The organism is Azospirillum sp. TSH64 (genome assembly GCF_003116035.1).
Taxonomy (GTDB): Bacteria; Pseudomonadota; Alphaproteobacteria; order Azospirillales; family Azospirillaceae; genus Azospirillum.
In genome coordinates, this window is sequence record NZ_LGQW01000015.1 from 6,814,685 (window position 1) to 6,829,760 (window position 15,076).

Here is a 15,076-nt window from a genome sequence, read left to right on the forward strand (position 1 = left end):
CGGGTCAGGCGAGGTGCCAGTGGCGGTAGCGCCGCTCGATGCGGCGGAAGACGAGGCTTTCGGTGATCCAGGCGGTCATGCCGATGATCGCGACGCCCAGCAGCACCTGGGTGGCGTTGCCGATCTGGCCGCCCATCGCCACCATCCAGCCGATCCCCTGCGAGGCGCCCAGCATCTCGGCCGCCACCAGCGCCCGCCACGCCTGGCTGAAGCCGATGCGCAGTGCCGCGGTCAGGAAGGGCAGCGAGGCCGGCAGATAGACGTGGCGGATCAGCTGCCAGCGGCGGGCGCCCAGCACGCGGGCGGCGCGCAGGTTGCCGTTGCGGATGGCGAGGAAGCCCTCCTGCACCGTCACCGCCATCGGGAACAGGGCGGCGACCACGATCACCATGGTGATGGCGACATAGCCCAGCCCGAAGAAGATCATCGACAGCGGCGCCCAGGCGATGGGCGGGATTGCCATGAACAAGCCGGTCAGCGGGGCGGAAAAGGCGCGGAAGCCCGGCGAAAGTGCGCCGGCCAGACCCAGCGCCAGCGCGCCCAGCACGGCGACGGCGAAGCCGCCGGCCTCGCGCAGCAGGCTGGCGCCGACATGGGCGGCGAGCTGGCCGCTGTCCAGCCAGCGCACAGCCTCCGCCGCCACCGCCCAGGGCTGCGGCAGGACATAGGGCGGCAGGTTCCAGGCGGCCGCACTCCACACCAGCAGCAGCGCCGGGAAGGCCGCCCAGCCGTAAAGCCGGGTCCGCATCAGCGGCCGGCCCGGCGGAGGTAGGAGCCGTCGACGATGTCTGCCGCCTTCATCGGCGCCGGAATGAAGCCGAGCGCCAGCGATGTGTCCATCAGCCGCTGGATGAAGGCGAGGTCGCTGTCCTCCAGCCGGTCCGACCAGCCCAGCCGCTTGCGCGCCTCGGCGGCGACGGCGGCCGGGGCGATCTCGGTGCCGTCGGCGCGCTTCACCGGTTCCAGCTTGAACGCCTCGGCGATCAGGGCGTCACCTTCGGCCGGGTGGTCGGACAGCCAGGCGATGGCCTTGGCATGGGCGCGCAGCAGCTTCACCACATCGTCCGGCCGCTCCGCCAGCGTCTTTTTCGGCGCCATCACCACGTACCAGGTATAGCCGGGCAGCGCCTGGTTGACGTCGAACAGCACATGCGCGCTTCCCCGCAGCACCTGCTGGCTGATGAAGGGTTCCCAGGTGAAGGCGGCGTCGACCGTACCGCTGTCCAGCGCGGCGTTCATGTTGCCGACCGGCATCGACACCACCGACAGGTCGCGGTCGGCGTCGAGTCCGGCGGCCTCCTTCAGCACGACGCCGCGCAGCAGCACGTCCATCCCGCTGCCGCGCGCCACCCCGGCGACCTTGCGGCCGCGCAGGTCGGACAGCTTGGCGATGGCGGGATTGTTGGCGATCACCGCCGCCTGCCCGTAATTGACCTTGGCCAGGATGCGGCTGTCCAGACCGCGCGCCGCCCACTGGTAGACCGGTGGCGCGCCGATATAGGCGACGTCCAGCTCGCCGGCGGCCAACGCCTGCTGGATGACCGGCCCGTCGCCGAAGGGCTTGGCTTCCACCGTCAGCCCCTCTTCGGCATAGAAGCCCTTGCGGTCGGCGACCAGCGCCGGGGCGTTGGCCATGGCGAAGACCCAGCCGATCCGGAGCGGCCGGCTTTCACCCGTTGTGGCAGCCCCGGCCGGGGCGATGCCGGCGAGCAGAACGATGGAGCCGTACAGGGCGGCGGACAGCGCCGCGGCGAACATCCGGTTCATGCGCGAAATCCTTTTGGTCTGGGCTGATTCGCAGGGCGGCTCAGGCCGCGGCGACGATGGCGGAAATCCGCTCCAGCAGCGTGTCGGTCAGGGTGGTGAAGCGTTCCAGCCGCCGCGTCTCGCGCAGGCGGCGGGGGCGGGGCAGGTCGATGGTCAGTTCGCTGTGGATGCCGGCCGGAGCGATGCCGAGCAGGACGACGCGGTCGGCCAGGAACACCGCCTCCTCCACGTCGTGGGTGATGAACAGGACCGTCTGGCCGAGCCGGCCGCACAGCCGCAGCAGTTCCTCGTTCAGGGTGGCGCGGGTGATGGCGTCCAGCGCGGCGAAGGGCTCGTCCATCAGCAGCAGGCCTGGCTCCAGGACCAGCGCACGGGCCAGCGCCACCCGCTGCTGCATGCCGCCCGACAGCTGGTGGGGAAACTTGCCGGCCGCGGCCTCCAGCCCGACCAGTGCCAGTGCCGCCAGCGCCTTGTCCCGCTGCTCCGCATCCGGCAGCCGGCCCGCCATCCGCAGGCCGAAACGGACATTGTCGAGCACGTCCAGCCAGGGAAACAGCTGCGGCGACTGGAAGACATAGCCCAGTGCCGGCATCTCCGGCGTCACCGTTTCGCCGTCGATGGTGATGCGGCCGGCATCGGGCGGCAGGAAGCCGGACAGCAGGTTCAGCAGCGTGGTCTTGCCACAGCCCGACGGGCCGAGCAGCGCCACGAACTCTCCCGGCCGGGCGGACAGCGCCAGCGAGCGGAACACAGGATGTGCACCGTCATAAGCGAAATCCACACCATCGACGTGGAAGTCGGCACCGCCGGAGCGATCTCCGGAAAAAGCATCGAAGCGGCTGCTGGGTGGAGAGGTCTGAATTCCACAGTCCATGTCCGTTTTATCCCCCCGATCAACCGCCTCAATTCGATAATACAATATAATACATATTATAAAATACGTGGCAACTAGGGAATTGAATCGGATTCACGCAGCCGGCAGCGTGACGGTATCGAGGCTTGAGCCGTCCCGTTGCCGGTGGCATCAAGGCGGCCTCGATCCGTTGGCCGGGTCGATCAATCGGGGAGGGACGCCAGGGTGCCCGTGGTGCGAGACAACGCGACGGCGCTGTACCGGCAGATCGCCGACCGGCTGCGCGACGAGATCGCCGCCCGTCTGTTCGAGCCGTCGGGGCGGCTGCCGACCGAAAGCGAGATCGGGACCCGCTTCGGCGTCAGCCGGGTCACCGTCCGGCTGGCGCTCGACCGGCTGGAGGCGGACGGGCTGATCGAGCGCCGCAAGGGCAAGGGCACCTTCACCGCGGGCAAGCGCGTCCAACATCCGCTCGACCGCCTGCGCAGCTTCCACGAATCCCTGCGGCTTCAGGGGCTGGACGCCACCATGCAGCCGATCTCGGCGCGGATCGTCGCGACGCCGCCGGACCTGCGGGAGGATTTCGGCCCCCATTGCCTGGAAGTCTGCCGCCTGCATCTGGTGGATGGCGAGCCGGTGGCCCTGGGCCGCAGCCTGCTGCCGCCGGCTTTGGAGCCCGTTGATTGGCAGGCGGCCGGACACAAGCCGATCTACGGCCTCCTGCAGGACATCGTCGGCAAGCCGGTCGGCGGCGCCGAGATCGAGGTGAAGGCGGCGGCGGCCGAGGCGGAGGTGGCGGCGGCGCTCGACCTGCCGGCGGGCGCGCCGGTGCTGGTGATGGACCGCCGTTCCGTCTTCGTCGGCGGCGGCTGCGCCGACCGTTCGGTGTTCCACATCAGATCCGAACGCTACAGCTTCATCCTGTCCCACCGCTGGGAAGGGTAGGGTTGGGCGGCGGACATCCCGGCCTGATAAAACATGAATTATTTGTATATCAAAATTTCAAATCGCTATCTTTACAGTAGGAATAAAATAGGTCTATGGTCTCTTCAGATGGTGAGTGGAGAGCGCTGCACACGACCCCGAACGAGGAGGGATGGCGATCTGCGGCAGGTCATCGCCGTCGCCCGGACATCCCGCTGTCGACAACCGATCCGAATTTCAAAATTTGAAAGCCAGATTTTTGAAAGCCAGCCCCATGCTCGATCTGATCCTTCGTTCGACCGCCCTGGTCGCCGGCACCCTGTCGCTGCTGGCCGCACTCGGTCTTGCCCAGCCAGCCTTTTCGCAGACCGTGCCTGCCGGCCCGGCGAAGCTGCCGGTGGCGATCGGTGTCAGCGGGCTGCTGCCGGTCGGCCAATAGCAGGTTTCGCGTCCGGCGGATTCTCACCGCACAGCCCACCGTTCCAGGGCGGCGCGGACCCGAAGGATGACGGGAGGCCAGTCGCCCGGCCGGTCCTGGCGGAATAGGCGCATGGTTGGATACCAGGGGCTGTCGGACCGGTTGCGCAGCCAGCGCCAGCAGGCATCGTGGCGCGACAGCATCCAGACCGGCCGTCCCAGCGCGCCGGCCAGATGGCACACCGAGGTGTCCACGCTGATGACGAGGTCGAGTTCCGCGACGAGCGCGGCGGTGTCGGCGAAATCCTCAACCGCATCCATCCAGTCGACGAGGTCGAGGCCGGATGACCGTGCTTCGCGCGCCGGTGGGCCTTTTTGCAGGCTGTAGAACCTCACGCCCGGAATGCCGGCGAGCGGGGCCAGCGCGGAAAGCGGCAGGCTGCGCCGCCGGTCGACCATATGCGCGACGAACTGCTCGTCATGCGCCGAACCGGCCCAGACCAGACCGACCTTCAGTCCATCCTCGGCATCGAGCTTCCGTTTCCAGGCGGCACGCTCCTGCCCGGACGGGCTCAGATAGGGGACGGCGGCCGGAATGGTCGCCAGACCGGTGCCGAACGCCAAGGGAAGGCTGAGCAGCGGAATGCAGGCATCGCAGGCCGGTGGCGGCTCCGTCAGCGACCGGACGGAGGCGATGCCGGGAAGCCCGGACAGCAGCCGGACCAATGCCGGCTGCACCATCAGGTGGACCTGGGCGCCGAGTGCCGCCAGCATCGGGGCATAACGGACGAATTGCAGCGTATCTCCCTGTCCCTGTTCGGCCACCAGCAGGAGTGAGCGTCCCGCCGGATTGCCGCCGGTCCAGCGTGGCGCATGGGCCGGATAGGCCACACCCTCCATCCGCCAGCGGGATTCGTAGAGGCGCCAGCCGGTGGCGAAGTCGCCCTCCGCCAGCAGCACCATCGACAGGTTGAAGCCCGCGACATCGCTCTCGGGATGAATCGCCAGGGCGCGCTCATTGCCGCGGCGCGCCGTGTCTGCCTGTCCGCTGCCATGTTCGGCCAGGGACAGGTTGATCAGGGCCGCCGCCGAAGCCGGTTGCAGGACGAGCGACCGGCGGGCGAACTGCACAGCGGTCGCGAAATCGCCGCGCAGGGTTGCCACCAGACTGTCGCCGGTTTCGGCATGTCCCTCCAGCGGCGCCAGCCGGTGCAGCCGGCCATGCAGGACCTGCGCGGCGTCGAGCCTGCCCAGCCGGATCAGGAAGCCGGCAAGGCTCACATAGCCGGCCGGCCGGTCGGGCGACAGCGCGACCGCGCGCTGCGCACAGGCAAGCGGAAGATCCGGCTTTCCCGTTTGACCCAGCCCGCCGGCCAGCGCCAGCCACAGCGGAGGATTGTCCGGAGCCAGCCGCACCGCCCGGCGAAGGACGAGCGGCAGACGCTCCATCGCCCGCCGCTCCAGCAGAATCGAACCGGCGACCGACCACGCTTCGGCGAAGCCCGGATCGAGAGCGAGTGCACGCATCGCCGCTCGCGCCGCGGCTTTGAAACGGCGGCCCTTGAGCAGCAGCGAAGCCAGTCCGGTCCAGGCCTTCGGATAGGCCGGACGCAACCGCAAGGCATGATGGTAGGCCCGCGCCGCGCCGGGCATCTGGCCAAGGGCGCGCCGCGCCTCGCCGAGATTGTGCCAGATGCTTGCCCGGTGCGGCGCCAGTATCGCCGCCGCGGTGAAACAGGAAACGGCAGATGCCTCCAGTCCGCCGGCCAGGGCGGCGGCACCGCGGTGGGTAAGGGCAACGGCTTGATCGGCGAAATCGGAGGTTGGGGCGGGCATGAAGGAGTTTCCTGGGAAAGGTGGCGGGCCGGTGTAAATCTGCCATGGAGAGAACTGGAGCATGGGGGCGGCATCCGTCCGATTCGGCGGAGCGAAATCCGGGGGCGGCCCCGACTTCCACCACCTTTGGTCGTTCATGTACGGATACTCGTTCAAGTCTCTTCCATCTTTGGATGTGGTGAAATCGGGATCTCCGAGAAAATTATCTACTCTCTTAATAATTTTAGTTTGTTTTACGGTGTATGCTAAGGGTTCATCCGGGATGATGGGCCTAACGACAGGGAAGAGTGGTCGGATGGTGGCCGAAGAACGATCTCAGCCCATGCTGCAAGGCACGCCCAACCTGCCGGATTGGCTGGAAACGGTCGGCTGCGCCATCGCGTTTTCGACCTATGAGGCACATAGGCTCTTCTTCCTCGGGCTGGGGGAGGGTGGGCGTCTGAAGGCCCATGAACGGATGGTGCAGCGCTGCCAGGGCCTGTGCGCCGACGGAACCGCACTGTGGGTCGGCGGGCAATCCCATCTTTGGCGCTTCGCCAGCACGCTTCAGCCATCCGACCGCACGCCGTCGGGCGCAGACCGCCTCTATGTGCCGCGTCTGGGCTACATGACCGGCGACGTCGATATCCATGACATCGCGGTCGGACCGGACGGCATCCCGGTCTTCGTCAACACGCGCTTCAGCTGTCTTGCCGTTCCTGACGCCGACCGGGGATTCCGTCCGGTCTGGAAGCCCGCCTTCATTTCCGCCCTGCGCAACGAGGACCGCTGCCATCTGAACGGGATGGCGCTCGGCGAGGACGGCCGGCCGAGGTTCGCGACGGCATTGGGCCGCTGCGACGTCATCGAAGGCTGGCGGGAGCGCCGGGCCGATGGCGGCGTGCTGATCGATGTCCCGTCCGGCGAGGTTGCCTGTGCCGGCCTGTCGATGCCCCACTCCCCGCGCTGGCACCGTGGCCGGCTGTGGCTGCTCAATTCCGGCACTGGCGAACTTGGAACGGTGGACGACAGCGGCCGCTTCGAGCCGATCTGCTTCTGCCCCGGCTTCGCGCGCGGACTGGCCTTCCATGGCAAATGGGCGGTCGTCGGGCTGTCGCGTCCACGCGGCGACCACGGAACGTTGAGCGCTTTGCCGCTTGAGCCGGCGTTGAATAGGGCCGGGGTTTCCGCCCAGTGCGGCTTGGCCGTGGTCGATACGGACAGCGGGACCGTGGCGCATATGCTGTGGCTCCATCACACCGTGAACGAGCTGTACGACGTCGCCATCCTTCCCGGCGTGCGCCGGGCGGAGGCGGTGGGTCTGCTCGACGCGCGGGCGCTGGCCGACGCGGTGGCCATTCCAACGGAAATTTTGAATTGACCGGGCGCCTGATGGCGACCGGTGAACGGGTGCGGTGTCGACAAATTCATTTCAGGGGCTGAAAGATCGTGACCACTCCAACCTTTACCCTTGTCGGCACCAATTCTATCGGCCTCAGCGACATTGGGGATTACGCCGCACCTGTGCTCAAGGATCTCGACGGCGACGGCGATCTGGATCTTCTGGTTGGCACCAAGCTTGGCCAGACGGTGTATTTCGCCAATGTCGGAACGACGCTGGCGCCGACATATTCCCTGCAGGGTACGAACCTGTTCGGACTTTCCGGCTTCAATACATATGCGAGACCAAGCCTCGTCGATATCGATGGCGATGGCGACCTCGATCTGTTCATAGGCAGCAACAACGGCGGCACGCAGTTCTACCGCAACGGCGGGACGTCGTCGTCTCCAACCTTCTCGTTGGAGGGAACCAACCTCTTCGGCATCGTCACCGGCCGCTATCTGGCTCCGACCTTCGCCGATCTGGACGGTGACGGCGACGCCGATCTGCTGATGGGGGACAATTCCAACGGCATCCTTCTCTACCGCAACAACGGAACGTCGTCGTCGCCGACCTTTTCGCTGGAGGGAACGAACCTCTTCGGCATGACGGCGGGCGACAGTTTCAATGGACCGGTCCTCGTCGACCTCGATGGTGACGGCGATCTCGACCTCGTGAACAAGGATGTCGTTTCCATCAACATCGGGACGACATCCTCCCCCACCTTCTCGCTCGTCGGGACGGCTGTCTACGGCCTCGTCACCGGAGCCTATCCGATGCCGGCCCTGGCCGACCTCGACGGCGACGGCGACCTCGACGCGCTCTATGGCGTCTCCAACGGCACCCTGTTGTATCTGAGGAACATCGCGCCGGTCGTCAGGACGCTGGCAGATTCCGGCAACACGCTGACGCTGTCGCAGATCAACACGCTGACGGGCGGCGCCGGCACCGATGTCATCACGCTGGGCAACATCGGCGCGACCTTCGGCGTAGCCGACGTCGAAACGCTGACCGGTGGGGTCGGCACCGACGTGGTTACGCTTGGTACCGCCGGCAACACGATTCTGGTATCGAGGCTGGAATCGGTGATCGGCGGCGGGGGCACCGATGTCATCCTGCTCGGCACGGCGGGCAACTCTCTCTTGCTCGGGGCAGCCGAGACGCTGTTCGGTGGGACCGGCACAGATGTCATAACTTTGAATTTACTCGGAAACACGCTGAGTGTGACCGGCATCGAGACGGTGACCGGGGGTAACGGTACCGATGTCGTGACACTCGGAACCGCCGGCAGCACCATGTTGGTAAGGCTGTTGGAAACCCTGACCGGCGGTGCCGGCACCGATATCGTGACGTTCGCCTCCGGCGGCAACACGACATTGGTGTCCGACATCGAGACGCTGATCGGTGGAAATGCCGTCGACGCCGTGACGCTCGGCACCGGCGGCAGCACGCTCCTGGCGAGGCTGCTGGAAACCCTGATCGGCGGCCTCGGCACCGACGTTGTGACTCTCGGCGCCGGTGGCAACTCTGTGCTGATCTCGGTTGCCGAGACATTGACCGGCGGCTCCGGCAACGATGTCGTGACGCTCGATGCTGCGGGAAGCACTCTGCTGGCTTCCAGAATCGAGACGTTCATCGGCGGCTCCGGCACCGATGTCATCATGCTCGACACCGGTGGCAGCACGCTGCTGGTGAGGCTGTTGGAAACCCTGACCGGTGGTGCCGGCACCGACGTGGTGACAATTGGCACCGGCGGCAGCAGCGTGATGGTTTCCGATATCGAGACACTGACCGGCGGGGCTGGTTTGGATGTCGTGACACTCGGAACCGGCGGTAACACGATTGTGGTTTGGCGCATCGAAACGCTGACGGGAAACAGCGGCACCGATGTCGTGACCGTACGCTCCGGCGGCGCATCGATTATGGTGCAAGGCATCGAGACGCTGACCGGCGGTAACGGCCTTGAGGTCGTGACGCTGAGTAGTTCCGGCAACACGATGTTGGTCTCGACCATCGAGACGCTGACCGGCGGTGTCGGCACCGACGTTGTGACGCTGGGTACTTCCGGCAACACGATGTTGGTCTCGGCCATCGAGACGCTGATCGGCAGTGCCGGCACCGACGTGGTGACGTTAGGCACTGGCGGCAACAGCGTGATGGTTTCCGGCATCGAGACACTGACCGGCGGTGCCGGCACCGATGTCATCATGCTCGGCACCGTTGGCAGCACGATGCTGGTTACCTATATCGAGACGCTCATCGGCGGCACCGGCACCGATACCGTGATTCTCAGCACGGCTGGCAACACCTTGTCGGCCTCATCTCTCGAAACGCTGACCGGTGGCGCCGGCACCGATGTCATCATGCTCGGAACCGCCGGCAGCACGATGCTGGTTACCGATATCGAGACGGTGATAGCAGACAGCGGCACCGATGCCGTAATTCTGGGCACGGCTGGCTCAACTCTGAGCGTGCAGGGCCTTGAGATCTTGACCGGCGGGTCCGGCACCGACGTGGTGACGCTGGGCAGCGCGGGCAACACCTTGCTGGTGTCGGGTATCGAGACGCTGATCGGCGGGGCCGCCACCGACATCGTGACGTTGGGTGCCGCCGGCAGCACGATGCTGGTGTCGTCTGTCGAAGTGCTGACCGGCGGGTCCGGCACCGACGTGGTGACACTGAACAGCGCGGGCAACACCTTGCTGGTGTCGGGTATCGAGACGCTGATCGGCGGGGCCGCCACCGACATCGTGACGTTGGGTGCCGCCGGCAGCACGATGCTGGTGTCGTCTGTCGAAGTGCTGACCGGCGGGTCCGGCACCGACGTGGTGACACTGAACAGCGCGGGCAACACCTTGCTGGTGTCCGGTATCGAGACGCTGATCGGTGGGGCCGCCACCGACATCGTGACGTTGGGCACTGCCGGCAACACGCTGACTGCGATCGGATTCAAGACCCTGACCGGCGGATCCGGCACCGATGTCATCACGCTCGGTACCGCTGGCAGCACGATGCTGGTTTCGAGGCTGGAAACCGTGCTCGGTGGCAGCGGCACCGACCTCATCCTGCTCGATGCCGCGGGCAGCACCCTGGCGGTCGCGGCAATCGAGACCCTGACCGGGAGTGCCGGTACCGATGTCGTGACTCTCGGCAACGCCGGCAACACGTTGAGCGTGACCGGCATCGAAACGCTGACCGGGGGGGCCGGTACCGATGTCGTGACACTCGGATCAGCCGGCAGCACGATGCGGGTGAGCGCGTTGGAGTCGCTGATTGGCACCGCCGGCGCCAATGTGATCACGCTGGGTGGCACAGCAGGCTCAACCATGACGGTGTCGGGGCTGAAGACCCTGACCGGCGGGATTGGTAGTGACGTCATCACGCTCGGTTCTGCGGGCAATACCACGACGGCCTTGCAAATAGAAACCCTGATCGGCGGGACTGGCATCGATATCATCACGCTGGGTTCGTCAGGGAACACCACGCTGGTGTCCGGGTTGGAAACCCTGCTCGGCGGCGTTGGTATCGATATCGTTACCCTGGGCAATACCGGCAATACGATTGCCGTCTATAGCATCGAAACCATCATCGGCGGTGCGGGAACCGACTCCGTCTCGCTCGGCAGCAACGGTGTACGGTACTCGGTCTCGGGCGTGGAATTCATCACCGCGGGCGGCGCGGGCGGCACATCGATTTTGCAACTGGCGACGCAGGGCAACACCGCCACGGTGTCGTTGGTTACGACCATTGTCGGCGACATCGGCACCGACGTGATCACCCTGGGATCGACCGGCGTCACCACAAGGGTGTCGGATTTTGAGACGCTGACCGGTGGTGTCGGCACCGATGCCGTGACCATCGGGACCGCCGGTACGACCATGCTCGTCTCTCGGCTGGAAACCCTGACCGGCGGATCCGGCACCGATGTCATCACCATCGGAACCGTCGGCAGCACCATGTTGGTGAGGCTGCTGGAAACCCTGACCGGCAGCGTCGGCACCGACGTGGTGACACTCGGCACCGGTGGCAACACTCTGCTGATCCAGGCTGTCGAGACGTTGATCGGCGGCGTTGCCACCGATGTCGTGACGCTCGGCACCGGCGGCGTCACCGTGTTGGCGAGGCTGCTGGAAACCCTGACCGGCAGTGCCGACACCGACGTGGTGACGCTCGGCACCGGTGGCAACACTCTGCTGATCTCGGCTGTCGAGACGTTGACCGGCAGCGTTGCCACCGATGTCGTGACGCTCGGGACAGCGGGAAACTCTCTGCTGGCGTCCAGAATCGAGACGCTCACCGGCGGTGCCGGTACCGATGTCGTCACCATCGGTACGCTCGGCAGCACCATGTTGGTGCAACTGCTGGAGACGCTGACCGGCGGTGCCGGCACCGACGTGGTGACGCTCGGCAGCGCCGGCAGCACCATGATGATGTCGGCGCTTGAGAGCATAACCGGCGGCGCGGGCATCGACATCGTTACGTTGAGCGACGCTGGCAGCAGTTTTGCCGTTAAGCAGATCGACACGCTGGTCGGCGGCGCGGGGTCCGACATCGTCAATTATATGCTGAGCACCACCGAAACCATAACACTCAGCAACATCGAGGCGATCACCGCCTCGGGGAGCGGAACACTCACCGTTCAGATCGGAACAGGCGGCGGAACTCTTTCGGTCGGAAATCTCGATTATGTTGTCGGCTCGTCCGCCACGGACGTCGTCACTCTCTCGGGAACCTATTTGGTAGGCGTCTCGAACATCGAAACGCTGATCGGCACAAGCTCTGTCGATCACTCGATAACTCTTGGGACCGGCGGCAACACGACGCTGGTCGTTGGGCTGGAATCCCTGATCGGCGGCGTCGGCACGGATGTGCTGATGATCGGCACTGCCGGATCGACGATGCTGGTGCGACTGCTGGAGACGCTGACCGGCGGTGCCGGCACCGACGTGGTGACGTTCGGGACTGGCGGCAACAGCGTGATGGTTTCCGACATCGAGACACTGACCGGCGGGGCTGGTTTGGATGTCGTGGCACTCGGAAGCGGCGGTAACACGATTCTGGTTTGGCGCATCGAAACGCTGACGGGAAACAGCGGCACCGATGTCGTAACGGTGGCATCCGGCGGCGCATCGATGATCGTGCAAGGCATCGAGACGCTGACCGGCGGCAACGGCCTTGAGATCGTGACGCTGGGTACTTCCGGCAACACGATGTCGGTCTCGGCCATCGAGTCGCTGACCGGCGGTGCCGGTACCGACGTGGTAACGCTGGGCACCGCGGGCAGCACGATGCTGGTAGCCGGCATCGAGACGCTGATCGGCAGTGCCGGCACCGATGTCGTGACACTCGGCACCGCAGGCAACACCCTGTTGGTGAGCGGCATCGAAACGCTGACTGGCAGTACCGGTACCGATGTCGTGACGCTTGGCGCCGCTGGAAACACCCTGTCGGTGGCCGGCATCGAGACGCTGATCGGCAGTGCCGGCACCGACGTCGTGACGCTGGGCACCGCCGGGAACACCCTGCTGACGGACGCCATCGAAACGCTCATCGGCGGCTCCGGCACCGATGTCGTTGTGATCGGCACCGGCGGGGCGACCATTCACGTCGTCAACATCGAAACCGTCATCGCGACGGGGCAGACCCTTCATCTGAGCGGGCTGGAAACCCTGGTCAGTATTTTCAGTGCCGACGTTATCGTCCTGGACGACGGTGGCAGCACCCTGTCCGTCTCCAACCAGTACAGGACCATCCTCGGATCGTCAGCATCCGACGTGGTCACGCTTGCAACCGGCGGCAGCACGGTTCTCGTCGAACGCCTCGAAACGCTGACCGGGTCCAACGGCGGCGATGCGGTGATCGTCGGCACGACCGGCATCACACTGCTGGCCACACTGCTCGAAACGATCATCGGTGGGGTCGGCACCGACGTCATCACCCTTGGCGGCGCGGGCGGCACCCTGCTCGTCGATCGGCTGGAGACCTTGACCGGCGGCAGCGGCACCGACATCGTCACCTTGGGCACCACCGGCACAACCCTGCTGATCAATGGCATCGAGACATTGGCAGGGTCGGCCGGCACCGACGTCATCACATTGGGAGCGGGCGGCACCACGATCCTGGCCGATCTGATCGAGACTCTCGTCGGCGGTACGGGGTTCGATCTGGTCATCCTCGGCACGTCCGGGTCCACCGTCTCCCTCTCGGCCATCGACAGTCTGGCCGGCGGATCCGGGACCGATGTCATTGCCCTGGGCTCGGCCGGAAACACCCTGCTGTTGCGCGGTATCGAGACGCTGGCTGGCGGCAGCGGCACCGACGTCGTCACCCTTGGCGGCACCGGCAACACCCTGCTGGTTTCGGCTCTCGAAACGATTGCAGGCGGGGCGTCGCTCGACTCGATTTCGCTGGGCACGGCGGGCAGCACCCTGTTTGCAACGGCTCTGGAGACGCTGACCGGCGGACTGGGCACCGATGTCGTGGCTCTCGGTTCGGCCGGCAACACCCTGTCCGTTTCCGGGCTCGAAACGATTGGCGGCGGCGGTGGAACCGACGTCGTAACCTTGGGCACTGCCGGCCACACCCTGCGGATCTCAGCCCTGGAGACGATCACCGGCGCTGCGGGCACCGATGTCGTGACTCTCGGTTCCGCCGGCGGTACCCTGCTTGCCAATCTGCTGGAGACGATTGCCGGCGGCACCGGATCCGAGCTGATCTTCCTTGGTTCGGCCGGCGGCACGGCCCTGGCGTCCGGGCTGGAGATGCTGATCGGCGGCGCCGGCACCGACATCGTCACGTTGGGCGACGGCGGCAACACCACGCTGCTGCGCATGCTGGAGACGTTGACCGGTGGGGCCGGGCTGGACGCCATCACCATCGGCAACCGCGGCTCGACCATGCTGGCGTCGAACCTCGAGACGCTGGTCGGCGGAACCGCGCTGGACGTGATCGGGCTTGGTACCGGCGGCAACACGCTTCTGGTGTCGCAGCTGGAGACGCTGACCGGCGGGGCCGGGCTGGACATCGTGACGCTCGCCACCGCCGGCTTCGACAGTGCGGCGGACATGAACCGGGTGTCGGGCACCAGCGGCAACACGCTGCTGGTTTCCGGTCTGGAGACGCTGACCGGGTCGAGCGGCAATGACGTGGTCTATCTCGGCTCGGCCGGCAACACACTGCTGGTGTCGGAGCTCGAGATCCTCGTCGGCGGGGCAGGCAACGACGCGGTGACGCTGGGCGATGGCGGCAACACCGTGCTGCTGCGCGGCATCGAGACGCTGACCGGCAGTGCCGGCACCGATCTGCTCTTGCTGGGCGACACCGGCAACACGGCGATGGTGTCGCTGTTCGAGACGATCACCGGCGGCACCGGCAATGACCTCATCACCCTCGCGGCGACCGGCAACACGCTGGTGGTGCTGGGTGTCGAGACGCTGGTCGGTGGGTCCGGCCTGGACGTGGTGACGTTGGGGTCCGGCGGCAGCACGCTGATGACCGTGGCGGTGGAAACGCTGATCGGCGGCAGCGGGCTCGACGTGGTGACGTTGGGCACCGGCGGCACGACGGTGCGGATCGTCGGCATCGAGTCCGTCATCGGCAACAGCGGGCGCGACGTCGTCCAGCTGTCCGACGGCGGCGGCACCTTCGTCGTCAATCTGCTGGAGACGCTGGTCGGCAGTTCCGGCAACGACGTGGCGGTGGTCGGCGAACTTGGCGGCGGCTCGACCCTGCTGGTCGCCGGGCTGGAGATCCTCGTCGGCAATTCCGGCTCCGACATCGTCACGTTGAGCGACGGCGGCAACACCACGCTGCTGCGCATGCTGGAGACGCTGACCGGCGGGACCGGGCTGGACGCCATCACCATCGGCAACCGCGGCTCGACCATGCTGGCGTCGAACCTCGAGACGCTGGTCGGCGGA

At 66.3% G+C, this 15,076-nt stretch carries 8 protein-coding genes; 4 read left to right on the forward strand and 4 right to left on the reverse strand.

What is annotated here, in order from left to right:
* Positions 1-4 precede the first annotated feature (4 nt).
* Genes TSH64_RS32025 through TSH64_RS32035 form a run of 3 tightly spaced genes read right to left on the reverse strand, consistent with a single transcriptional unit; the run spans position 5 to position 2,641 of the window.
* Positions 5-748: an ABC transporter permease gene (locus TSH64_RS32025; protein WP_108547429.1), complete on the reverse strand. Its 744-nt coding sequence runs from the start codon at positions 746-748 to the stop codon at positions 5-7.
* A complete protein-coding gene (locus TSH64_RS32030; protein WP_109451244.1) occupies positions 748-1,767 on the reverse strand; it encodes an ABC transporter substrate-binding protein in 1,020 nt (339 codons plus the stop codon). Before TSH64_RS32030 ends, TSH64_RS32025 begins: the two co-directional genes overlap by 1 nt.
* Before the next feature lie 40 nt (positions 1,768-1,807).
* A complete protein-coding gene (locus tag TSH64_RS32035; RefSeq protein WP_199237711.1) occupies positions 1,808-2,641 on the reverse strand; it encodes an ABC transporter ATP-binding protein in 834 nt (277 codons plus the stop codon).
* A gap of 204 nt (positions 2,642-2,845) precedes the next feature.
* Here TSH64_RS32035 and TSH64_RS32040 point away from each other — a divergent pair, with 204 nt between their 5' ends.
* The gene (locus tag TSH64_RS32040) at positions 2,846-3,565 is read left to right on the forward strand and encodes a GntR family transcriptional regulator (protein ID WP_109451246.1); all 720 of its coding nucleotides are present in this window, start codon (positions 2,846-2,848) and stop codon (positions 3,563-3,565) included.
* A gap of 253 nt (positions 3,566-3,818) precedes the next feature.
* Positions 3,819-3,983, forward strand: a complete 165-nt coding sequence (locus TSH64_RS32045) for a hypothetical protein (protein WP_199237712.1) — start codon at positions 3,819-3,821, stop codon at positions 3,981-3,983.
* A gap of 23 nt (positions 3,984-4,006) precedes the next feature.
* Here TSH64_RS32045 and TSH64_RS32050 read toward each other — a convergent pair whose 3' ends face one another.
* The gene (locus tag TSH64_RS32050; protein ID WP_109451248.1) at positions 4,007-5,797 is read right to left on the reverse strand and encodes a tetratricopeptide repeat protein; all 1,791 of its coding nucleotides are present in this window, start codon (positions 5,795-5,797) and stop codon (positions 4,007-4,009) included.
* A 322-nt stretch (positions 5,798-6,119) separates the two neighbouring features.
* Between TSH64_RS32050 and TSH64_RS32055 the strand changes: the two genes are divergently transcribed.
* Both TSH64_RS32055 and TSH64_RS32060 read left to right on the forward strand, forming a co-directional pair.
* Positions 6,120-7,157, forward strand: coding sequence for a TIGR03032 family protein (locus TSH64_RS32055; protein WP_199237713.1), 1,038 nt, complete (start codon positions 6,120-6,122; stop codon positions 7,155-7,157).
* A 68-nt stretch (positions 7,158-7,225) separates the two neighbouring features.
* Positions 7,226-15,076: calcium-binding protein (locus TSH64_RS32060; protein ID WP_199237714.1), on the forward strand; the 7,851-nt coding region annotated here is incomplete at its 3' end.